The organism is Bradyrhizobium sp. SZCCHNS1022 (genome assembly GCF_032484835.1).
GTDB lineage: Bacteria > Pseudomonadota > Alphaproteobacteria > Rhizobiales > Xanthobacteraceae > Bradyrhizobium.
Genome location: NZ_JAUETT010000003.1, coordinates 306001 through 328004, shown reverse-complemented (window position 1 = coordinate 328004; position 22004 = coordinate 306001). Strand labels below are relative to the sequence as shown.

The 22004-nt window shown below is 60.9% G+C and carries 17 protein-coding genes; 12 read left to right on the top strand and 5 right to left on the bottom strand.

Going from position 1 to position 22004, the window contains the following annotated elements; translation table 11 throughout:
- Positions 1 to 78 precede the first annotated feature (78 nt).
- Positions 79 to 1056: an arginase gene (gene rocF / locus QX071_RS20965; protein ID WP_315704577.1), complete on the top strand. Its 978-nt coding sequence runs from the start codon at positions 79 to 81 to the stop codon at positions 1054 to 1056.
- An 18-nt stretch (positions 1057 to 1074) separates the two neighbouring features.
- On the opposite strand, the gene QX071_RS20960 is transcribed toward rocF, so the two are convergent.
- Positions 1075 to 1893 carry a transporter gene (locus QX071_RS20960; protein ID WP_315704576.1) on the bottom strand — a complete coding sequence of 273 codons (819 nt, stop codon included), beginning with the start codon at positions 1891 to 1893 and terminating at the stop codon, positions 1075 to 1077.
- Positions 1894 to 2161: 268 nt separating this feature from the next.
- On the opposite strand from QX071_RS20960, the gene QX071_RS20955 reads away from it, so the two are divergent.
- The 3 genes from QX071_RS20955 to QX071_RS20945 all read left to right on the top strand — a co-directional run bounded on the left by QX071_RS20955 (position 2162) and on the right by QX071_RS20945 (position 6895).
- Complete coding sequence (locus QX071_RS20955; RefSeq protein ID WP_315704575.1) at positions 2162 to 3676, top strand: DUF1800 domain-containing protein; 1515 nt, start codon at positions 2162 to 2164, stop codon at positions 3674 to 3676.
- A 22-nt stretch (positions 3677 to 3698) separates the two neighbouring features.
- Positions 3699 to 4892, top strand: coding sequence for a DUF1501 domain-containing protein (locus QX071_RS20950; protein WP_315704574.1), 1194 nt, complete (start codon positions 3699 to 3701; stop codon positions 4890 to 4892).
- A 173-nt stretch (positions 4893 to 5065) separates the two neighbouring features.
- Positions 5066 to 6895: a potassium transporter Kup gene (locus QX071_RS20945; protein WP_315704573.1), complete on the top strand. Its 1830-nt coding sequence runs from the start codon at positions 5066 to 5068 to the stop codon at positions 6893 to 6895.
- A gap of 59 nt (positions 6896 to 6954) precedes the next feature.
- On the opposite strand, the gene QX071_RS20940 is transcribed toward QX071_RS20945, so the two are convergent.
- Both QX071_RS20940 and QX071_RS20935 read right to left on the bottom strand, forming a co-directional pair.
- The gene (locus QX071_RS20940) at positions 6955 to 8604 is read right to left on the bottom strand and encodes an NAD-dependent malic enzyme (protein ID WP_409997622.1); all 1650 of its coding nucleotides are present in this window, start codon (positions 8602 to 8604) and stop codon (positions 6955 to 6957) included.
- 199 nt (positions 8605 to 8803) lie between these two features.
- Entirely contained in the window at positions 8804 to 10108 is a 1305-nt protein-coding gene (locus tag QX071_RS20935) for a divalent metal cation transporter (protein ID WP_315727695.1), read from the bottom strand.
- Between the two features lie 233 nt (positions 10109 to 10341).
- Between QX071_RS20935 and QX071_RS20930 the strand changes: the two genes are divergently transcribed.
- The gene (locus tag QX071_RS20930; RefSeq protein WP_315704571.1) at positions 10342 to 14139 is read left to right on the top strand and encodes an ATP-binding protein; all 3798 of its coding nucleotides are present in this window, start codon (positions 10342 to 10344) and stop codon (positions 14137 to 14139) included.
- 99 nt (positions 14140 to 14238) lie between these two features.
- On the opposite strand, the gene QX071_RS20925 is transcribed toward QX071_RS20930, so the two are convergent.
- Entirely contained in the window at positions 14239 to 14424 is a 186-nt protein-coding gene (locus QX071_RS20925) for a hypothetical protein (RefSeq protein WP_315704570.1), read from the bottom strand.
- Positions 14425 to 15161: 737 nt separating this feature from the next.
- On the opposite strand from QX071_RS20925, the gene QX071_RS20920 reads away from it, so the two are divergent.
- The 5 genes from QX071_RS20920 (at position 15162) to QX071_RS20900 (ending at position 19661) form a co-directional block, all read left to right on the top strand.
- Entirely contained in the window at positions 15162 to 15434 is a 273-nt protein-coding gene (locus QX071_RS20920; RefSeq protein ID WP_315704569.1) for a hypothetical protein, read from the top strand.
- Positions 15435 to 15916: 482 nt separating this feature from the next.
- Entirely contained in the window at positions 15917 to 16264 is a 348-nt protein-coding gene (locus QX071_RS20915) for a hypothetical protein (RefSeq protein WP_315704568.1), read from the top strand.
- A 137-nt stretch (positions 16265 to 16401) separates the two neighbouring features.
- Positions 16402 to 17460 (top strand): hypothetical protein, encoded by a 1059-nt coding sequence (locus QX071_RS20910; RefSeq protein ID WP_315704567.1) that lies wholly within the window; start codon positions 16402 to 16404, stop codon positions 17458 to 17460.
- Positions 17461 to 17567: 107 nt separating this feature from the next.
- Complete coding sequence (locus QX071_RS20905) at positions 17568 to 18854, top strand: PBSX family phage terminase large subunit (RefSeq protein WP_315704566.1); 1287 nt, start codon at positions 17568 to 17570, stop codon at positions 18852 to 18854.
- Between the two features lie 66 nt (positions 18855 to 18920).
- A complete protein-coding gene (locus QX071_RS20900; RefSeq protein WP_315704565.1) occupies positions 18921 to 19661 on the top strand; it encodes a hypothetical protein in 741 nt (246 codons plus the stop codon).
- Here the strand turns inward: QX071_RS20900 and QX071_RS20895 are convergent.
- Positions 19598 to 20152 carry a hypothetical protein gene (locus QX071_RS20895; RefSeq protein ID WP_315704564.1) on the bottom strand — a complete coding sequence of 185 codons (555 nt, stop codon included), beginning with the start codon at positions 20150 to 20152 and terminating at the stop codon, positions 19598 to 19600. The two genes, QX071_RS20900 and QX071_RS20895, sit on opposite strands and share 64 nt — an antisense overlap.
- Positions 20153 to 20331: 179 nt before the next feature.
- Between QX071_RS20895 and QX071_RS20890 the strand changes: the two genes are divergently transcribed.
- Together QX071_RS20890 and QX071_RS20885 are read left to right on the top strand one after the other, a co-directional pair.
- Entirely contained in the window at positions 20332 to 21228 is an 897-nt protein-coding gene (locus QX071_RS20890; protein ID WP_315704956.1) for a M23 family metallopeptidase, read from the top strand.
- Positions 21229 to 21506: 278 nt separating this feature from the next.
- On the top strand, positions 21507 to 21941 hold the full coding sequence (locus QX071_RS20885) for a hypothetical protein (RefSeq protein ID WP_315704563.1): 435 nt from the start codon (positions 21507 to 21509) through the stop codon (positions 21939 to 21941).
- Positions 21942 to 22004 lie beyond the last annotated feature (63 nt).

Sequence of the window (22004 nt, the reverse complement as noted above, 5' to 3'; positions counted from 1 at the left end):
CGTGATTATCGGGCGAGCAGGGCCAACGAATCTTGATGAGCGTTGGTATCCTCATCGAACTGGACGGAGGATTGCGCGGTGACCAATGCAAGCAACACGGCACTCCCCAATCGCATCGCCGTCCTTGGGGCGCCGATCGATCTCGGTGCCTCAGTTCGCGGCACCTTGATGGGGCCGGCCGCGCTGCGCACGGCCGGCTTGGTGCCGCTGCTCGAGAGCCTGGACCTCCATGTGACCGACTATGGCGACGTCGCCATCGCCGATCTGGTTGACGGCAGCGATCCACCGCCGCCCAATGCCAAGCACTATCGCGAGATCCAGCGTTGGTCGCGCCTCCTGGCGCACCGCGGTTATGAGCTTGCGCAAACCGGTGCGGTCCCCGTGTTCCTTGGCGGTGATCATTCGCTGTCGATGGGATCCGTAGCCGGCGTTGCGCGCCATTGGCAGGAGGTAGGGCGCGAGTTGTGCGTCCTTTGGCTGGATGCCCATGCCGACTACAATACGCCGGCGACGACGATCACGGCCAACATGCATGGCATGTCGGCCGCTTTTCTCTGTGGCGAGCCCGGCCTGGACGGTTTGCTGGGCGACACGCCGCGCGCATGTCTTGCGCCCGAGCGGCTGGAACTGTTCGGCACACGCTCGATCGACAGGCTGGAGAAGGAGCTGCTGCGTTCCCGCAATATCAGCATCGCCGATATGCGGGCGATCGACGAGTTCGGCGTCGGCGTCTTGATGAGGGGGATCATCGAAAGAGTTCGCGCGCGCAACGGCGTCCTGCACGTCAGCTTCGACGTCGACTTTCTCGATCCGGAGCTGGCGCCTGGGGTCGGAACCACGGTGCCCGGCGGGGTGACCTATCGCGAAGCGCATCTGGTCATGGAGATGCTCCACGACTCGGGCCTGGTGCGATCGCTCGATATCGTCGAGCTCAACCCGTTCCTTGACGAGCGCGGCAAGACGGCTCGCATCGCCGTCGAGCTGATCGGCAGTTTGTTCGGCCAGCAGATCACGGACAGACCGACCCCGAGCAATGCGATCGTCCCCGACCACTGAGCTCTTGGCGATCGCGGGTCAACGAAGGTTGTACTCCAGGCTTGCGCGGCGCAGATCGCGTGCGCCTCCGAACAATCCATCGATCCGGAACGAATAGCCGATCCCGACGATATAAGTCGGAGAGTTGTGATTGAGGCCAAACGCAACGTGAAAGTCGATCTGCTCGGCCGGACTGAGATGATAGAGCCCGCCGGAATTGATCAGCTGAACGGGGCCCGCGTGCTCAGGGTAGTCGCCGACATATTCGGTGAAGAGACTGAGCCTCTCGTTCAGCTTCTTCTCCAGCACGAAGGTGGCCTCGGTGACGCGTTTGATATCGGTCTCGGAAGGGCGGAAGAACTCGGTGAACATGCCGCTGATACCCCAGCCGTCACGCAGCTCAACCGACCAGGGCATCTGCAGGTAAGGCTGCGTGCCGCGGCCGGCGATCTCGGCAGTTCCGGTCGGAAGTCCGGCGCCAACCACGAATGAGAGATCGACCTTTCCCGGTACCGGGCTCACCTGCCATTTGAGGCCCGGCGCGACATCGGTGAAGCCCGAGGCTGCAGATCCGCGGACTTTGCCGACATAGGTCGGAAGGTCCACGAACACCTCGAGGCAGTGCGCTAGGCCAAACCGCCAGCGGGTGTTCGTGCCGTCAAGGGTGCGACCGCCATCCCCGGAGGTCATGTTCACGCCGTTCTCGCTTTGGAAGCTGCCGGTCGGCACCACGATGCTGGAATTCGTCACATCCGGGCGGTCGGTTGTGAGCTCGTCGGCAGTTGTCGGGCATGCGTCGGCCCGCGCATCGGTGATGCCGAGGAGAAGAAACCCCGCCAGAAATGGCGTGAAATTCATCTGGATGAATGATTTCGAAGGTCTCGGATAAATCGGTCTCACGCTCGCCCCCAAGCGCCAAGGCCATGGCCTGATTCCATCATACGCGAAGCAAGCTGCAGGCCGAACTTTCTCCAAATCTCGTGACCGGAGAAGTCGGACTCTGCATGCTGCATTCAGACGATATTCAGACGGTTCTGTCCAAAATTGGATCGAATTGCGATTGGGGGTGAGAATGCGGCCAAGCGGCACGTCATCCAAGACCGTCCGGGCAAGGGTATGGCGACCGATGGTTGTGTCCGCGGCTCTTGCGCTGTGCGGCTTGTCGAGCGCAGGCCTATCGGCGCAGGCCGGGGACATTTCGGCTTTCGATCTCGCTTTGCTCGATCGCCTGACATGGGGCGCGAATGCTTCCGGCGCCGAGCAGCTTCACGCCGTCGGGACCGAGCATTGGTTGCAGGAGCAACTGCATCCGGCGGCAGAGCCGGCTCTGCCATCGGACGTGAAGGCTCAGATCGAAGCGATGCCGGACGTGCACAAATTTCCGTTCGACATTGCGGTGGCGTTCGAACAGCAAGCGAAGAGCGCCAACCAGGTCGCTGACCCCGAGCAGAAGAAGGCCGCGCAACAGGTTTATCAGCAGGCGATGAACGACCGCGCGAAACAGGCGGCGGCCCGGACCATCCTGCGCGCGCTCTATGCGCCCGACCAGTTGCGCGAGCGGATGACGTGGTTCTGGTTCAACCATTTCAACGTGCATCAATACAAGGGCAACATCAGAGTCCTGCTCGGCGACTACCAGGATCATGCCATTCGTCCCTATGCCCTCGGCAAGTTTCGGGACCTGCTCGCCGCGACGCTCCATCACCCCGCAATGCTGCGATATCTCGATAACGCCGAGAATGCCGCAGGGCATCTCAACGAGAACTACGCGCGTGAGCTGATGGAGCTGCATACGATGGGCGTCGGCTCCGGCTACACGCAGGCGGATGTCGAGGCGCTGGCAAAGATCTTGACCGGCGTCGGCATTGATCTGAAGCCCGAAGATCCGAAGCTGAAGCCTGAGTTGCAGCCGCAGCTGGTGCGGGAGGGCGCTTTCGAATTCAATCCCGGGCGGCATGATTACAGCGACAAGATCTTTCTTGGTCATCAGATCAAAGGGCGGGGTCTTGCGGAGGTCGACGAGGCGCTGGATATCCTGGTGCATCATCCCGCCACGGCCACACATCTGTCGCGCCAGCTCGCGACCTATTTCGTCGCGGACAGCCCGCCCGAAGCGCTGGTGCAGAAGATGGCGCAGGCGTTCAGGACGAGCGACGGGGATATCGCCGCCGTTCTCGGCACCATGGTCCATTCGCCGGAATTTGCAGCGTCACTGAAATCCGGCGCGCACTTCAAGGACTCCGTAGAATATGTCTTGTCGGCGGTGAGGCTCGCTTATGACGACAAGGTCGTGCTCAACACCGCGCCAATCCAAGCTTGGCTGAATCGCCTGGGCGAAGGCCTGTTCAATCACGAAACACCCGACGGTTATGCGCTCACCTCGACGTCATGGAACGGGCCTGGACAGATGATGGTTCGGTTCGAGATCGCGCGGCAGATCGGCTCGGGATCGGCTGGGCTGTTCAAGCCGGACGGTCCGAATGCTGTCGAGCGGCCTGCTTTTCCACAATTGCAGAACGCGCTCTATTTCGAGGGCCTGAAGCAGACGCTTACACCGACGACTCAAGCGGCTTTGAATCAGGCGATTTCGCCGCAAGACTGGAACACGCTGTTTCTGTCGTCGCCTGAGTTCATGCGCTGAATTGATCGTGCGGGAGACCGTGATGAACCGTCGTGAGCTGATCAAGAGCTTTGCCGCAATGGCACCCCTCACGGTTGCCGGACGCGTTTGGGCGGCGCCGGCCAGCCAAACACGGCTGCTGGTCGTCTTCCTTCGCGGCGCCTATGACGCCGCCAATGTCGTCGTTCCGATCTCGAGCGATTTCTATTACGGTTCGCGTCCGACGCTGAACATCGCAAAGCCGGACGTAGGAAATCCGAATGCGGCACTCTCGCTGTCCTCCGAGTGGGGGCTGCATCCCTCCTTGCGAGAGAGCATCCATCCGATGTGGGCCAAGCGGGAGATCGCTTTCGTTCCGTTCGCGGGATCGAGCGACGATCTGACCAGAAGCCATTTCGAGACCCAGGACACCATCGAGCTTGGTCAATCGGCAGGCGGGTCACGCGATTATCGCTCTGGCTTCATGAGCCGGCTGGCGACTGAGCTGACACGCGCCCGGCCGATATCCTTCACCGAGCAGTTGCCGCTGATTTTCCGCGGTCAGGGCCAAGTGCCCAACATCGCGCTGAACAGCGTCGGCAAGCCCGGCGTCGACGATCGCCAGGCGCAATTGATCAGGGAGATGTATCTCCACACCGATCTTGCGGCCTCCGTCGCCGAGGGCTTCAAGGTGCGCGACGACGTCTACCGCTCCATCTCCGAGGAAATGGCGGCCGCCAATCGCGGCGCAGTATCGCCGCGTGGTTTCGAGCTGTCGGCGCGCAGGATCGGCCGTTTGATGCGCGAGCAGTACAATCTCGGTTTTGTCGACGTGGGCGGTTGGGACACCCATGTCAATCAAGGCGCGGCAACCGGCTACCTCGCTGATCGGATCGGCGAACTCGGCCGTGGGCTTGCCGGATTTTCTGAAGAAATCGGCTCGGGCGGATGGCGTGATACGGTTGTCATCGTCATTTCCGAGTTCGGGCGCACCTTCCGTGAGAATGGGGACCGAGGCACCGACCATGGTCACGGCTCTGTCTATTGGGTCCTGGGCGGCGGCATCAATGGTGGTCGCATTGTTGGCGAGCAGGTCAAGGTGGAGCAGGCAGCCCTGTTCCAGAATCGCGATTTGCCGGTCTTGACCGATTATCGCGCTATGTTCGCGAACCTGTTCCAGCGCATCTATGGCCTCGACACCGCTGCCGTGGCGCGAATTTTCCCCGGCGTACGTCCGGCAGAACTGGGCGTCGTTTGAGTGTTATGCTCAAACTTCCTGCGCCGACGTATCGCGCCCGATACAATCCCGCGATATGAAGCCCACGCGACCACACAGTGCGGCACATCAGCTTCGGATCGGCAGTGAGCGAAAACCAGTCAGAAACTCCAGATCGCACGGGTCGTCAGGCCCCACAGGGGCGGCTCAGTCTGATGGCGCTGTCCGCGCTGGGTGTCGTATTCGGCGACATCGGGACCAGTCCGCTCTATACGTTCAAGACCATTCTTGGCACGGCCGGCCATGCTGTCGACCGGGGTGCGGTGCTGGGCGCCTTGTCCCTGGTGTTCTGGACGCTGTTTGTCATCACGACGGTGAAATATGTGATGTTCGCGATGCGCGTCGACAACGACGGCGAGGGCGGCATCCTGGCCCTGATGGCTTTGCTGGGGGTGAAGCGGCAACGTCGCCCCACCATCGTGGCGGTCGGCCTGTTCGGCGCAGCACTCATCTACGGTGATGGCGCCATCACTCCGGCGATCTCGGTGCTCTCAGCACTGGAAGGCGTGGAGATGGCGACGCCCGCGCTGCAGCCCTATATCGTGCCGGCAGCGGTCGTCATCTTGCTTGGTCTGTTCGCGATCCAGTCGCGCGGGACGGCGAGCATCGGTCGGTTCTTCGGGCCGGTCATGCTGGTCTGGTTTGCGACCATTGCGCTCATGGGAGCAGCCGGCATCGTGAAGCATCCCGGCGTTCTCGCCGCGGTCAATCCGCTTTACGGCCTTTCCTACCTGTTCTCGAGCGGAGCCACAGGCTTCCTCGTGCTAGGCGCCGTGTTCCTGTGCGTCACCGGAGCCGAGGCCCTCTATGCCGATATGGGGCATTTCGGTGCGGGCCCGATCAAGCTGGCTTGGTTTGCAATCGTTTTTCCAAGCCTCATCCTGAACTATGCGGGGCAGGCTGCGCTGGTGCTCGACGGAACGCCGATGGATGGCAATATCTTCTATCGGCTCTGTCCAGGTGCCCTGTTGCTGCCGCTCGTCGCACTGGCCACGGTGGCGACCATCATTGCCAGCCAATCGATCATCACCGGCGCATTCTCGATGACGCGGCAGGCGATCCAGCTTGGCTGGATGCCGCGGCTCTGGATCAAGCAGACCTCGTCCGAAGGTTACGGCCAGATCTATGTCGGGGTCGTCAATTGGCTCCTCATGATCGTGACGATCGGGCTGACGCTCACGTTCCGCAAGTCCGACAACCTGGCTTCAGCCTACGGCATCGCCGTGTCGCTGACCATGCTGATGACCTCGGCATTGCTGTTCATCGCGATGCGGGAGATCTGGCATTGGAGCTTGCTCGCCGCGGGTTCGGTTGCCGGCGCGTTTCTTGCCATCGACAGCGCATTCTTCCTCGCCAATCTCACCAAGATCGCGGAAGGCGGATATATACCCTTGCTGCTTGCGACTGCCGTCTACGGCATCATGTGGATATGGCATCGCGGCGCCGCCGCGGTATCGGCGCGCATGCACGAGGCGCTGATTCCGGTCGCGCAATTCATGGCCGACATCGAGCAAAAGCGAATTCCGCGTGTTCCAGGTACAGCTGTGTTTCTGACGCGGACCGAGAGAGACACGCCGCCCGTCATGCTCTGGCACGTCAGACACAACCGCGCGCTGCATGAGCATTTGTTCGTGCTGCGGGTGGAAATCCTGTCCGTGCCCTGGGTCGCATCGAGCCGGCGATTGACGGTCACTGAAATCGCGCCGAATTTCTGGCGAGCCGAAGCCCGTTTCGGCTTCATGGAGCGCCCCCATATTCCCGAACTGGTCGTCGCCAGCAAGATGCTCGGGTGCACCGTCGATCTAGGCGATGTGACCTATTATGTGGGACATGAAACGGTGATCGGGCGGGAGGACGGCATGGGCCTGCCCGCCTGGCAGGAGCGGCTCTTCGCGGTGATGGAGCGCAATGCGGTCCATGTCAGCGACTTCTTCAGCCTGCCTCACGACTGCGTCGTGGAGATCGGCCGTCAGGTCGCAATCTGAATGGAATAGTCCGAGCGCTGTTGCGCCCGGACTATTCTGACCGTGGGCCGATCCCCCGCTCAGTAGCGCGGATCGTACATCTGCGACTCGACAAATCCGAGCAAATCATTCGGCGCTTGGCCCTGCGCAAGGCTGCTCTGATAGGCCACGTTCACGACCGCGGCGGCAATATGCGCGGAGACCTCGCGAATTCGCGGCAAGGCTGGGTACAGACTGCCCTGCGCAAGGTCGGCGCCCGTGACGCAGTTGGCCAGGGTGTGAGCGGCGGCCATGAACATCTCGTCGGTAACAAGCCTTGCGCCACTCGCGATCACGCCAAGGCCGACGCCGGGGAAGATGTAGGAGTTATTGCCCTGCCGCGGCACGAAGGTCTGGCCGTCGAGCTTGACTGGCTCATACGGACTGCCGCAAGCGAACAGGGCACGACCACCGGTGTGCCGATAGGCCGTTTCGGCGGAGCATTCGGCTTTCGAGGTCGGGTTGGAAAGCGCAAATATGATGGGGCGCTCGTTCAACTCGGCCATGGTCTGCAACACCTCAGGCGTGAAGGCGCCGCCGACCGCCGCGACCCCGACGATCGCGGTCGGCTTGAGCTCCCTGATTGCAGCCAGGAAATCCGTGATCGGCGCATGATCATGTGCATAGCGCAACTTATGCCCACCGAGATTCTCACGGCCCTTCACCACGAGACCTCGGGAATCCACCAGCCAGTTGCGTCGCAACGCATCCGCTTCGGACAGGCCTTCGGCTCTCATGGCGGAAACCACGAGATCGGCGATGCCGGTCGCGGCTTCACCGGCACCCAGAAACAGGACGCGCTGGTCGCTTAGCTTGCCACCGCTGATACGCAACGCAGAGAACAGGCCGGCCAGCGCAACCGCCGCAGTGCCTTGAATGTCGTCGTTGAAGACGCAGGCGTCGTCGCGATATTTGTGCAGTAGTTTGAACGCAGAGTGGTTGGCAAAGTCCTCGAACTGGATCAGCACGCCCGGGAAAGCTGCGCGCGCCGCGGTCATGAATTCCTCGACCAACTCGTCGTAGGCCGGACCGGTCACGCGCTTCTGGCGCAGGCCGATGTAGTAGGGGTCGTTCAGCAGCTCTTCGTTGTTGGTGCCGACGTCGAGCATCACGGGAAGGCAGAGCTCCGGATGGATGCCGGCGCAGGCCGAATAGAGCGACAATTTGCCGACAGGAATGCCCATGCCGTTGGCGCCGAGATCACCGAGGCCGAGGATGCGTTCTCCGTCGGTGACGACGATCAGCTTGGCGCGATAAGGCCAATTCCCGAGGATCTCGGCAATGTGACCGCGATCTTTTGCGGAGATGAACAGGCCGCGTGGGCGCTGGAAGATCAACCCGTATTTCTGGCACGCCAGGCCCACAGTCGGTGTGTAGATCAGCGGCTGAATCTCGTCGATGTGGTCGCAGACGACACGGAAGAACAGCGCCTCGTTACGATCATGGAGCGCGTTCAGCGCGACGTATTTCTCGAGATCGCTCGACAGGCTGCGCAGATTGACCAGGATTCGCTCGGCCTGGGCCTGCATCGACAGCACGCCAGCGGGAAGAAAGCCGCGCAAGCCTAGCGCATCGCGCTCCTGGTCGGTGAAGCCGGTGCCCTTGTTGAGCAGGGGATCGCGCAGCAGCGCAAGTCCGCGCGGCACATAGGTTGAGATGCTATGTGCGCTGATGCGTTGTGGTTGTGTCAAGGTTCTCTCCGCAAGCGTTCTCTTTTGACCGTCGTTCTCCCGGAGCGCCTCCGCGTTGACTGAAATCAATTGCGGTGCAGGAAGGGCGACGAAGCCTGCGTGTTACCACAAAAGCGTTGCCGCAGTGCATCAATGTGATTGTGCGGCTGCGTCGGCGCGCAGTGCGACCGAGAGCGGCGCGATTGAGGGGGAGGGCGAGCTAAGACTGTCCCGACGTAAAGGACCAGAGCAGGGCCAGCACGGCGAGGGCCATGATCGCGGTACCGACCCATCCGAGGCCGATCAGCCATCGGCGGGCTCGGAAACGTCCCATCAGCTCGCGATTGGAAACGATCATCATCATCATTGTCATGATCGGCACGGCAACGATTCCGTTGAGGACGGCGCTCCAGACCAGCATGTGAATCGCGTCAATGCCGGTGAAGCCAAGCCCGAAGCCGATCGCCGTCGCAGCTGCAATGATGGCGTAGAAGCCCACCGCTTCCGGCGCCCTGGCTTCCAGACTCGCGCGCCAGCCGAAGGCCTCTGCCACGCCGTAGGCGGCCGATCCCGCCAGAACCGGAATCGCGAGCATGCCGGTGCCGACGATGCCGAGCGCGAACAGCAGGAAGGTGAAATCGCCGGCCAGTGGACGCAAGGCTTCGGCGGCCTCGGTCGCGGAATTGATGTTCGTCACCCCATGCGCGTGCAGGACGGTTGCCGTCGTCAGGATGATGAAAAAGGCAATCGCATTGGAGAAAATCATACCCACCGTGGTGTCCACCCTGATTCGTCGCAGTTCGGGATGGTCCTTCCGGTGTTGGTGGCGAAGCGGCGGATCGATCTTGCCTTGGTTCATCTCCTCGACCTCTTGCGAGGCCTGCCAGAAGAAGAGGTATGGGCTGATCGTGGTACCGAGGACGGCAACGACCATCAGGAAATAGTCCGCATTGATCGACGGCCGGGGCCAGATCGCGGCAAGCAGTGCCTGGCTCCAGGGCACGTCGACCATAAGCGCGGTCGCGACATATGCGAAGAGGGTGAGTGTCAGAAACTTCAGGATTGGTGCGTAGCGCCGATACGGCACGAAGACTTGGAGCAGGGTCGACGTCGCCGCGAAGATCAGCGCGTGCTCGTGATTCAATCCTCCGATCACCAGCGACAATGACTCGGCCATTGCGGCGATGTCGGCTGCGATGTTGAAGGTGTTGGCGCCGACCAGCAGAAACACAAGTCCCAGGACGGCCCAGCGCGGCGCGATCTCCATGACATTTGCCGCAAGGCCTTTGCCGGTGACCCTGCCAATGCGGGCGCTGACCAGTTGGATCGCAATCATGAAGGGGGTGGTGAGGAAGACGGTCCACAGCAAGCCGTAGCCAAACTGCGCGCCAGCTTGTGAATAGGTCGCGATGCCTGACGGATCGTCGTCTGCAGCGCCGGTCACTAAGCCGGGCCCCAGCAGGCGCAGCAGACTCCATCTCGACGTTTTCGGTTTGCTCGCTTCCGCTGCCGGAAAGATGGTCACCGCTCGTTACCCCCGCTGCTGTCATCGAGCCAAGTCGGCCGCTCTCGATTTGTTCCCATGCGTGGAACCGTGGTTGCCGCTTTGGCGTTGCGCTTCACGAGGAGTATGTAGCACAGGGGTCCTGCTTGCCGGTTACGCGACTGCCAGGACAAGAGCTGGAAACGGAAAACGAGACGGGCCGCGTTGCCGAACGCGAGCGGCTTTTTTCGGGCGGAAGCGAACTGGCGAGCCTGATGCTGGAGTTCGATTGGGGGAACACCTCAATCGGACCGCCGGAGACGTGGCCACAGAGTCTTAAGACCGCAGTGCGAATCATGCTCACGTCTCGACAGCCGATCTGGATCGGCTGGGGCAAGGATCTGGTCTATCTTTACAACGATCCCTACAAGGCCATCATCAGCGGCAAGCACCCTTGGGCACTCGGTCGTCAGACGTCGATGGTCTGGCGCGAGATCTGGGATGACATTGGCCCGCTGCGGGCAAAGGCGAGCGGAGGCGACGAGGGGACCTACAGTGAGGCCCAGCTCCTGATCATGGAGCGCAACGGCTTTCCGGAAGAGACCTACTACACGTTTTCCTACAGTCCGATTCCTGACGACGACGGATCTCCGGGAGGGATCTTTTGTGCGAATACCGATGACACCCAGCGCGTGATCAGCGAGCGCCAGTTGTCGCTGCTGCGGGAACTGGCGAGTGCAGCGGCAGAAGCCCGCAGTGTCGATGAGGCCTGCCTGCGCAGCGCGCGGGCGTTGACCTACGATCTCCGTGATCTGCCATTTGCGATGATCTATATAATCGAGCCGAGCGGGGATGTCGCTCGTCTCGCAGCGCTCAGCGGCATCGATCAGGATCATCCTGCGGTCGAACCGACGTTGCCTACAGCCGGCTGCGGGATGTGGCCGGTGGCGGAAGCGCTCCAGCAGCTTTCGCCCGTGGCGGTCCATGACTTGTCGCGGCGGTTCGGTTCGGACTTTCCGAGCGGAGGTTGGCGTCAGCCGCCGGATCAAGCCGTGCTGCTTCCGATCCTGTCGAGTGGCGAAGCTGCGCCTTGCGGCTTTGTAATCGCCGGTCTCAATCCTTTCCGGCCGTATGACGAAGCCTATGCCGGTTTTCTCGGTTTGGTCGCCAGTCAGATTGCTGCTGCTGTCAGCAATGGCGGCGCCTATGAAGCGGAGCGTCGCCGCTCGGAGGCTCTTGCCGAATTGGATCGCGCCAAGACCGCGTTCTTCTCCAATGTCAGCCACGAATTCCGAACCCCGCTGACGCTCATGCTGAGCCCGCTGGAGGACATCCTGGCCCGCGAGCGGCCCGAGCTCGGTGCGGACGAAAGGGCGGTTCTGGAAGTGGTTCACCGCAACGGCATTCGCCTGTTGAAGCTGGTCAATACCCTGCTCGATTTCTCGCGGATCGAGGCGGGGCGGGTGTTGGCGAATTATGAGCCTGTCGATCTGGCGGGATTCACGGCGGAGCTTGCCTCAAACTTCCGCTCCGCAACGGACCGGGCAGGCTTGCGTCTAAGGATCGATGCCGCGCCTCTGCCGGAGCCGGTCTTTGTTGACCGCAACATGTGGGAGAAGATCGTCCTCAATCTGGTCTCGAACGCGTTCAAGTTTACCTTCGAGGGCGAGATCGTTGTTGCGATCGGGCTCGCAGAGGACCGGCGCCATGCCGAGATCAAGGTTCGCGATACCGGCACGGGCATTCCTTGCGCCGAGCTGCCGCATCTGTTCGAGCGCTTCCGTCGGGTTGAGGGAGCGCGCGGGCGGTCATACGAAGGGAGCGGCATCGGCCTCGCCTTGGTCCAGGAACTGGTCAAGCTTCACGGCGGCACGATCCGGGCCGAAAGTGAGCTCGAGCATGGCTCCATATTCACGGTAACGATTCCATTCGGATCGTCGCATTTGCCGTCAGACCGCCTGGTGGAATCAAGCGCGCCAAATTCGGCCAACATGCGCGCCCAGGCTTATATCGACGAGGCTCTTGGATGGCTGGAAGGTGATCCTCGCCTCGAAGCGCCTCACCCGTCCTCTTCGGATGATCTTGGGCTGGGCTTTCCGATTGAGCGGAAGCAGAATCGAATTCTGCTCGCCGACGACAATCCGGATATGCGCGGCTACGTTCGGCGGCTGCTTGGCGGAGCCTACGAGGTCGAAGCGGTTGCTGACGGCTGGGCGGCACTGGAGGCGGCGAGGCGCCGGCGTCCGGATCTGGTGTTGACCGATGTCATGATGCCAGGCCTCGATGGCTTCGGCTTGCTGAAGGCGTTACGAAGCGACCGCCTGCTGCACGACGTTCCCGTGATCATGTTGTCGGCGCGCGCGGGCGAGGAGGCCAAAGTCGAAGGGCTTGACGCCGGCGCCAGTGATTATCTCAGCAAGCCGTTCAGCGCCCGTGAGTTGCTGGCCCGCGTCCACGCCAATATCGATCTCGCGCGCGTGAGGGGCAAGGCGGAGAAAGCGCTGCGCGGTCTGAATGAGCAGCTCGAAATCCAGGTCGCCGAGCGCACGGCGGAGCTGCAGGCGAAGGAGGCGCGGCTACGGACGATCTTCGAGACCAGCTATACGTTCCAGATTCTCCTGTCCACCGACGGTACCGTGCGCGATGCCAATGCCACCGCGCTCTCGGCGATCGGCAAATGCTTGGACGAGATTGCGGGCATGCCGTTCTGGGAGACGCCGTGGTTTGCCGGCACTCCGCACGCGTCGAACATCATCCGCACTGCAGTAGCTACGGTTGCCGGAGGTCAATCCATTCGTCACGATCTTCATGTCAACCTGCCGGTCGGTGGTTGGCGCTGGTTCGATTTTCAGATGCGCCCCGTTCGCGACGAGCGCGGCAATGTCTTGGTCCTCGTCCCGGAAGCAGTCGAGCTGACCGAGCGGCGAAAGGCAGAGGAAGCGTTCCGCCAGGCGCAGAAGATGGAAGCGATCGGGCAGCTTACCGGCGGGGTTGCCCATGACTTCAACAACCTTCTCACCGTGATCAGGTCGTCGGCGGATCTCCTGCGTCGACGCGACCTGCCGCCGGAGCGGATGAGGCGCTATATCGATGCTATCTCCGACACCGCGGATCGTGCGGCTAAACTCACCGGCCAGTTGCTGACCTTCGCCCGCCGCAAGCCGGTAGAGCGGCAGGTGTTCGATGCGGCCGCGCATCTGGAGGGTATTGGCGACATGCTGAGGACCGTGCTCGGGTCGCCCGCGATACTCGAGCTCAATGTCGCAGACCGGCCATTGCCGATCGATGTCGACATGAATCAGTTCGAGACCACTCTCGTCAATCTGGTCGCCAATGCGCGCGACGCGATGAGCGGGCAGGGCATACTGACGATCCGGGCCGACCAAGAACGTGGACCGGACCAGCAGGCAACGGGGGCCTTCGCCAGGATCACGATCAGCGACACCGGATGCGGCATTCCGGCCGACCAGATCGACCGCATATTCGAGCCCTTCTTCACGACCAAGGATGTGGGTCGTGGAACCGGCCTCGGCCTATCGCAGGTCTATGGCTTCGTTCATCAGTCCGGTGGCTGGATTCATGTCGAGAGCGAAGTAGGTCACGGAACGGCGCTCACGCTCCATCTGCCGTTGAGCATCAAGGCGATCGAGCCGCACCAGGATAACGCGCGGGACGCTGAGGATGTCGATACGAGTTGGAATGTGCTGGTGATCGAGGACAATCTGGACGTGGGCGAATTCTCGACGCAGCTGCTCCTGGAACTCGGCTATCGCACCGTGCTCGCGAGGAACGCGGCCGAGGCGCTCCGGCTCTTGGATGAGAATCCGACCGGCTTTGACGTTGTTCTGACTGATATCGTCATGCCCGGCATGGACGGTGTTACGCTAGGCAATGAGATTCGCCGGCGGCTTCCGACCATTCCGGTCGTGCTCAATAGCGGCTACAGTCATGTCCTCGCGCAAAACAATGAGCATGGTTTCGAGCTGATTCAAAAACCATATTCGATCGATGATCTGTCCCGTGCCTTGCGCCACGCGCTCGCGGGCCGTCGCGCGAGGCCGTCCTCTCCCTGATGGCGCCGCGGGCGTTGAAGGAACCAAGCGGTCCTGCAGCGCCATTCGAAGCAGGATGCATGAACTGTAATGGAGGAGCGCGAGCGGTCCCGATGGACGCTAGCGCATGCTGACGAACTTGCCCCACACCGCAGCAAGCACTGCGCCGGCGAACACGTAGTGCGGCTTGTCACAGAACAGGCCGCCATACTGGCAAACATCGGAGCTGGCTGAGCCGAGCTGGTGCTGGCCGGCTGCATAGAGCAACGCGGACAGAGTGGCCAGAATGGCCGCAACGGCATACATCTCGAGGCCTCCTTCCGGCTTCGTCGCTAATGGTGCCCGTCGGGCTAAGGACAATGCGATGTCGAAAACGGCGCTTGACTCGTCGGGCAAATCAGGAGCATTTTGACATCATCGAAAACATTATAGAGCCCGCGCCGCGAAACGGCCGCGGGCTTTTTGCTTGTCGCGCCGAGAAATTGTTGCACTGGTTTTTGGCGCGCTGCATCGATTGGCGGCATTTCGTTAAAGTTTGACATGTCGGGCAAATCACCAGCATGATGGCATTATCGACGCGATCATCGATCAGGTGATCAGAGCCCGCACCGGCAAACCGGCTGCGGGCTTTTTGTTGACCAACATTTCCAATCGGACGGCGGCCCGCATAGCAGGACGCCTGAACAGATCTTTGCTGCTCGCGCGCATCGTCGTCCGAATCTCAAGCCCGCCACGTACAAGTCTCTGTCTTGACGTGACGTGCAATACTGGCCGGTCCGCGCGAACGGGCTGGCCTGCGGCGCGCCGATGCTGGCTGGCGCCGCCGCGGTCCCTCGATCCAGGGGGATAGGGTTCGCGCCCGAAACGATCGCGTTCGACGCGGTCTGCCGCATCTTTGTTTCCGCAAGAGTGAGGCTCAATGACCGCTTACTTGATCTCTCTCGCGCTGGTTGGGCTCGTCCTTCTGGCCGTCTGCGACGCGCTGCCGTGAGCCCGTCGACGATCATCTCTCGCTCGCCTTCTCCATCTGACATCGAAAAGATATGGCCAAGACGCTTACCGACATTCGCTCTCTCGCGCGCAGCCACACCCGATCCGCAATCCTTGCCCTAGCCGGCGTTATGAGATCGAAGGACGCAAGCCATGCGGCACGCGTCTCGGCAGCAACCGCACTCCTCGATCGCGGCTGGGGCAAGCCGCCGCAGGCACTGCAGAACGGTGAGGATGGGGCGCTCGAACTGATCCATCGCATCGAACGGGTGATCGTTTGTCCTGAACAGGGGGAGAGCGACAGCGAGCCAGACGACGTAGACTGAACGCAGTGGCCCCGCGCCGACACGCGGCGGTCATCGTCGCTCCCGTCAATCGAAGATTGTAGTTGTTCATGCTCCTATTTTGTTCCAGGTTGTCTTTAACAGGTCCGGTGCGGGAGCTTAGCGTGCGGCTGAATAAGAGAGGTCTTGTCGCCTCTGGCCTCTATACGGTGCATTATCTGCTGTTTAGCACTCTTGGGCGTTTCGCGGGCCTCAAGTCGAGCATTGTGCTGGCTGGGCTTGCAGTCCTGCACGGCGGCGTTTTCCTTGGATTTGTTTGGTCTGGCCTTGGTCTTCATGATCCGCCGTTCCCGGCCGATTCCTGGATGAATGGTGCCTTGCTATATTATCCTGTATCTCTTTGGTTGGGGGCTCAACGTGTCTTGGCAGATTCTGATACGACTGGTCGGCGCGCCCATTGGCGCGCCTAGACGAGAGCTTGATCACATATCTCGAAACGGACTCATTGCAGCCGAGGGCCGACGATGACCGTACGATCTAATAAGGGTGGTCTCATCGCCTGCGCAATCTATACGCTGCATTTTGCCGTATTCTTCGGCTGGGCCTTCTTCTCCGGTCTGAAGGCCAGCGTCTTCTTGGCCACCATCGCGGTCTTCCCGGCGGCCTTGTTTTGGGCCGGGCTAGGAATGTTACTGGGATCGGGTGATTTCCCATTTTCGATCGACTCTTGGCTGAATAGCATTCCGGCTTATTACTTGGAAAGCTGCGTCATCTCGTACTTCGTTGGCTGGACGTGCAGCGCTGGATCGCGGTTGCGCGGAGCCAGCGAGGAGCGGGAATCCGAGGACATCCCAGACTGGCATAAGCGTTAGCTAGGGTAATTCGGCTGCTTGCCGCTGCCGGTTTGACTTGGATTGGAGCATAAAGGGGCGGCGAAGAACGTTTACGCGGAGCGATCTTCGGGAGCCTCACGGACCCAATACAGGCGCAATAATTGAGGATGAAAAACATGGCGCCTCGATATTCTTTGACGATTCAGATCAATCCGAATATTCCAGGTCACGCAGCGGTCGTCGTCAACGAGCCTTCTAAACAAACCTACGCGGGGTTTGGTCCCCAGCGCCACTACTCGCCTTGGAGTTATGGAAAATTCGACGTTCACTCACTTGCCCCTGGTCAGACACCTCCAGCCGATTTTTCCAGTGTCGCCGGCGCTGCGCATAAGACGTTCACGGTACCGATAACCGAGGAGCAGGCGACACAAGCTCTGAACGAAATTCAGCGCATTAGCTCTTCCAGCGGAAACTATAACGTAGCAGATGCGAATGTTTGCACGGCGATGGTCAACCGGATCATGGAAGCTGCCGGTCTAGGTAGCGACCTCTTGTACCTGTCTCCATTGCGCAGCAGTCAGTATCTCTCGGATGTTGAAAAGACCTTGATCGATAATCCAAGATCGAAGTTTATGATCGACGGCGCCGGGAGGCCAGCCGCTATTCCTCAATCGCTTCGCGGCGTGCAGCAGGACTACGCATTCGTCGGCGGTGGATACGATACGCCGTCGGAGCGGAATGGTCATCTTCCGAGTGGACCGATTTACGATCAGGGGGCGTCCCCCACGTTCGATGACCGGTATGGGAAATGGTCGAATTTGCCGGAAGCCTCTGAGTCATCCAGTCTTCGGCAGTCAGCTGGATCAGGTGAGCGTCGGCCTCCGGATCGCTATTTGCGCGGCCGGCAGGTCAGTCCGTCAGGCGCGTCCGTTTTCGATACAGGCACCTCCGCCGTTCCGTTTGCGCCAGACTCGGCGCAGTCACCGCCGCCTTCGGCATCGTTCGACCAACGCTTTGGGGGCTGGGCTGCGCCTCCTCAAGCGGCGCCCGTTGTTCCGGCGCAGATGCAGCGAGGGCTCAACTCATCTGTCGGCTCGGAGGCGGCCTCTGGCGGCCGGCCGCTGCCGGTCTACCCCGCTCCTCCGATGTTCGGGGGCTACGATCCATCGACGTCGTCCGGAGACGACATGAGCGACTGGTTCTCGCGTTGGATCAAGCCGCTGATGCAGCGGTGATTGCGTGGATGGGAATGGCCCCAGGTTCGTGAAGGCCGATAGGGGGACGAGCTATCGTTGTCGGGGTCCTTCGAGACGCTCCGCTGAACACTTGGAACGAGGCGCCCTTGTCCACGTTACGTATTCCGACGGCGAAAGTATTCGAGCCGCTGCTGCAGCCGGCGCGCTACAAGGCCGCCTTCGGGGGCCGCGGCTCGGGCAAATCGCATTTTTTCGGTGAGCTGCTGGTGGAGACATGCCAGGCCGAGCGCGGCACGCTTGCTGTTTGCATCCGAGAGGCACAGCGCACCCTAGCGCAATCGTCGAAACGGCTGATCGAGAACAAGATCGCGGGCCTTCGTCTCGGCCACGGCTTCAAGCTCTACAGCGATAAGATCGCAACGCCCGGCGATGGTCTCATCATCTTCCGCGGGATGCAGGATCACACGGCGGATTCGATCAAATCGTTGGAAGGCTTCCGCATCGCCTGGATCGACGAAGCGCAGACATTGAGCGCACGCTCGCTGTCGCTGCTGCGGCCGACCATCCGTGCCGCCGGCTCAGAGCTCTGGGCTTCGTGGAATCCACGTCGCAAGTCCGACGCTATTGATGATTTCCTGCGCGGGCGCAAGCCTGACGGTGCAATCCTGGTCAAGGCAAATTGGCGCGACAATCCGTGGTTTCCAGCCGTGTTGGAGGAGGAGCGGCGGCTGGATCTCGCGCTCTATCCCGACCGCTACGATCACATCTGGGAGGGCGACTACGTGCGGGCCTTCGAAGGAGCCTATTTCGCGGATTTGCTGGCGCAAGCCAAGCGCGAGTCGCGGATCGGCAAGGTGTCGGCCGATCCGCTGCTGCCGTTGCGCGGCTTCATCGATATCGGCGGCGCCGGCGCGACCGCCGACGCCTTCACGATCTGGATTACCCAGTGGGTTGGTAACGAGATCCGCGTGCTGGACTATTACGAGGCGGTCGGTCAGGTGCTCGCCTTCCACGTCAATTGGCTGCGCTCAAGGGGCTATCAGGACGCGATCCTCTATCTGCCGCATGACGGCGTGACGACAAACAGCGTCACCGGCAAGCGCTATGAGGATCATCTGCGCGAGGCAGGATTTGCCGTCGAGCCGCCGGTGAAGAACCAGGGCAGGGGCGCTGCGATGATGCGGATCGAGGCTCTGCGTCGCCTCGGCCCGCAGCTCTGGTTCAACGAAGCGACCACCGAGGCAGGCCGCGAGGCGCTCGGATTCTACCACGAGCGCAAGGACGAGGCGCGTAACATTGGATTAGGTCCCGAGCACGACTGGTCCTCGCACGCCGCCGACGCGCTCGGGCTGATGGCAATCTGTTATGAGGCGCCGGGCCGGGTTCTCAGCTTCAACCGGCCGATCCGCTATCAGGACGCAGGCTGGCGGTGACGGTCCGACCAGCTCGCGGACGCGACTTCACGGGTGAATTGCGCTGGTCAATGGACATCACGTAAGATGGATTGGAGAAGCACCGATGCAAATGCCGATTTTCGCATGATATCGTTCATCCGGCGAGCGCCCCTCGCACTGTCCGTGTGTGTTCTGACGCTCAATTTTGGTTTCGCGGTCCACGCTCAGACCTCGCCTGCGCAAGGCAAGGTGGTCGCGACGCAAAATGAGGTGAAAAAGTCGTGTATCGAATTTGTGCAGATGCCGCTAACTGAAAAGCAGATCTTGGGCCTGCTCGATTCCGCAGACGAGGTAGACGAGATCAGAGAAAACAGTCAGGACGGATTTTACAAGACCGGCCCGGAGACAACGGCAAAGCTGGACACCGTTGCTAAGAGGCATGGGCTCGCGGGATATGACGAATACAAGACAATTCGCGCCGACGTTCTGTTGGTCTTTTCCGGCTATGATCGGGTGACGAAAAAATACGTCGGCAGAGAGCCCGTTGATAAGACTTCGCGTGGCTCGCACGAAGCTAGACCGGAGCATGTCTGCGAAAGAAAAAAAGCGAGGAGATTGAGTCCCTCAACGCTCAGCGAGTTTGCACTCTGCCTGAGATCAAATACAGGGGCAACATCAATCTGGTTCACAGATATTACGCACGTCTCAACGAGAGCAAATTTCAAAAATGAAGCCCACCGTGGAGCGGCTCTCGCCTCCGGCGCTCCACGTCGGAGTTGCGATCAGCGCCTCTGCGCCGGCTCCTTGGTTTGCTCTTCTTTGGCTCGCGCGGAGTTTTCTCGATAGGTGCGCTGTGCGTCTTCGGGGCAGTAGGCGAACTTCACGCCAGCGGCGCTGGCCCCACGGGTGATTTGGCTCCAGGAAAAAATATTATCGTCGATTCGTTTCAGTAGGATCAACTCATTCTTCGATTTTCCGGTCTGGGCGTCATCACACAACGCTTCGAGCTTCATGCGCCCAGGCGCCAGGTCGGTGATCTTCCGTATGGCGCAGCCATATTCGCTACCGCCAATAAAGTTCTCGCCAAGCTCGACGTAAGCTTCGGCCTGATCCCCGCACCGGGCTGCGTGGTCAGGACCCGGGACCGCGTATATGCCATCCTTCGGGCGCCATTTCTGCGGTGGAGGCTTTGAACCGTCCTGCGCATAAGCTGCAGCGCCCGTGCTGGTCATCAAAGCGAGAGCTAGGAATATGTAATGCATCCGCAAGTACGCCTCCAGCACCAGTTGTCGTGCATCAAGTAGTAGGAAGGTAACTTCTAATACAAAATTGCGCAATCGTTATCAGGCGAGCGCAGGTGATCTCGTTCAAGCGGTGCAGCTCAAACACAGGAAACCGAGATGTCATGGGACGATATCATGCGGCGCGTGCTGCCATTGATGAAAGATGAAAAGACGCAAAGAACGTATTCGCCGCATACGACGAGCCCCTTCGGAGCGACCAATCGTCCACCAGGATCGACGAATCCTCATCGTGGCGTGGATTTCAACTATGTTGGGGGGGGCAGCAATCGAGATTCAACACGAGCCATCCGGCGCTTCGGTCACCAGTTACGGGTAAGGTGATCAATGCGGGGGAAGGAGGCTATGGAACGATCGCAATTCAAGACGCAGATGGCTACGTCCACGAAATCCTCCATACGCAGCGTCAGCATGTTTCGGTTGGGGACCCTGTGCTTGCCGGACAATTGATCGGAACGATGGGCAACACCGGAGTGAGACGGCGAGGAATTGAAGGTGGTGACTTTCACGTTCACTATCAATTGAAAGATCCTACCGGTAAGGTTATTGATCCGGCGGACTATTGGGAGCGGAAAGGCCCCATCGACCCCGCTCCTTACGCTCCAGCCTATCTGCAGGACTATCTCCAATATCGACGCGAGCTTGGTCCGGCGGCCGATCGTGACTTCGGCGATACGCCGGACGCCGGCCCGCGCTATGGCTCGCAATTGGTCGACGCCCATCAGGCAGACGACGCGGCTCCGGGACGAACCCCTGCTCCGCCGGAAGGAAATGCGGTCCGGATTCTGCGCTCGCGCCCGGCGAGCTCGCCGGCTGTTTCTGGTCTGAACGTGGATGTCGTCGGGACCAAGCCCAATCAACTCCCGCCGATGGATCGTGCCCCCTCATTCGATGACCGTTTTGGAAGTTGGGCGTCTGCAGGCGGAACGAACGGGCCGCTGTCGCCCTATCAGCAACTCTCGCCGCCGCCTCAGTCCGCCAGACCGCTCGGCATCGTCACCGGCGAGCCGATGCCCGATTATCCATTCCCGCCGCCGATCTTCGGAGGCGCGACGCCGGGGCTAGAGGACTGGGCTGCGCTCCGGCACAAGCCTGCGAGTTGGAATAAGTGAGGTGTCTTCCGGAGCGTGCTCGATTCGGTCCGTACTGATGGTGATCTCGTCGGAAGAGCTCGCTATGCGCGCATAACGATGCCCCCGCCGTGTGTTGTGTCATTGGGGTTTCGATCGGCCGGCTCGCGCTCCGCATCGCGTGCGGCTAAGGCGGCGTTCAAGCGAGCAGTTGACAAATCTGTTGTCCTCTGATGTTCTTGATTTGTTCGTCGTGAGGTCCTTAAACAGAGTTGCCAACCTCCGCGGGAAGACAGCTCAACTAGGCAAGCGAAAACCTGATGAAATGGGATCGCGACCGGATCTCCTCCGCGGCTTTCATCGTCGCCTGCGCATGCCTGGTGACGTGGTTGGTGCTGACCGACCTTGTCAGCTATCCCGTGGATTTCCGATGGGGGAAATGGGGCCACCCAGATGTCTTCATGCACTGCATCTGGCTGGCCCCGATCTTTGTTTTGGCTGTTTTCCGCCGCTCTCCCGTGGTGACGCTTTCTTACGCGCTTCTTCTCCTGACGATCTTGATGTCGCGAACCGACGACAGCTTGCGTGTCTTGATGTACGGCCGCGGAGCCTTGGCCGAGTTCACCGTGGCCGATCTTGGGGCGTCCCTCGGCGTCTTCTCCCTCATCGTGTTTCTGTTGTGGGGGGCGCATCGGCTGACTAATCTCGTGCTCATCGTTGCGCAGCGGATTGTTGGAGTATCGAGAGATGGCTAGGGGTCTTCGAATCCAAAGTTCGCTCGACAGCGACGGTTGCGAAGTGAAGCGGGGCTCTTGCCG

Excerpts from the sequence above, each read along its gene's own strand:
- QX071_RS20945 (WP_315704573.1), top strand. The coding sequence starts at position 5,066 with ATGGCGCTGTCCGCGCTGGGTGTCGTATTCGGCGACATCGGGACCAGT.
- QX071_RS20900 (WP_315704565.1), top strand. The coding sequence starts at position 18,921 with ATGGATTGGAGAAGCACCGATGCAAATGCCGATTTTCGCATGATATCG.
- QX071_RS20930 (WP_315704571.1), top strand. The coding sequence starts at position 10,342 with ATGCTGGAGTTCGATTGGGGGAACACCTCAATCGGACCGCCGGAGACG.
- QX071_RS20885 (WP_315704563.1), top strand. The coding sequence starts at position 21,507 with ATGAAATGGGATCGCGACCGGATCTCCTCCGCGGCTTTCATCGTCGCC.
- QX071_RS20950 (WP_315704574.1), top strand. The coding sequence starts at position 3,699 with ATGAACCGTCGTGAGCTGATCAAGAGCTTTGCCGCAATGGCACCCCTC.
- QX071_RS20910 (WP_315704567.1), top strand. The coding sequence starts at position 16,402 with ATGGCGCCTCGATATTCTTTGACGATTCAGATCAATCCGAATATTCCA.
- QX071_RS20915 (WP_315704568.1), top strand. The coding sequence starts at position 15,917 with ATGACCGTACGATCTAATAAGGGTGGTCTCATCGCCTGCGCAATCTAT.
- QX071_RS20925 (WP_315704570.1), bottom strand. The coding sequence starts at position 14,424 with ATGTATGCCGTTGCGGCCATTCTGGCCACTCTGTCCGCGTTGCTCTAT.
- QX071_RS20920 (WP_315704569.1), top strand. The coding sequence starts at position 15,162 with ATGGCCAAGACGCTTACCGACATTCGCTCTCTCGCGCGCAGCCACACC.
- QX071_RS20960 (WP_315704576.1), bottom strand. The coding sequence starts at position 1,893 with ATGAATTTCACGCCATTTCTGGCGGGGTTTCTTCTCCTCGGCATCACC.
- QX071_RS20955 (WP_315704575.1), top strand. The coding sequence starts at position 2,162 with ATGGTTGTGTCCGCGGCTCTTGCGCTGTGCGGCTTGTCGAGCGCAGGC.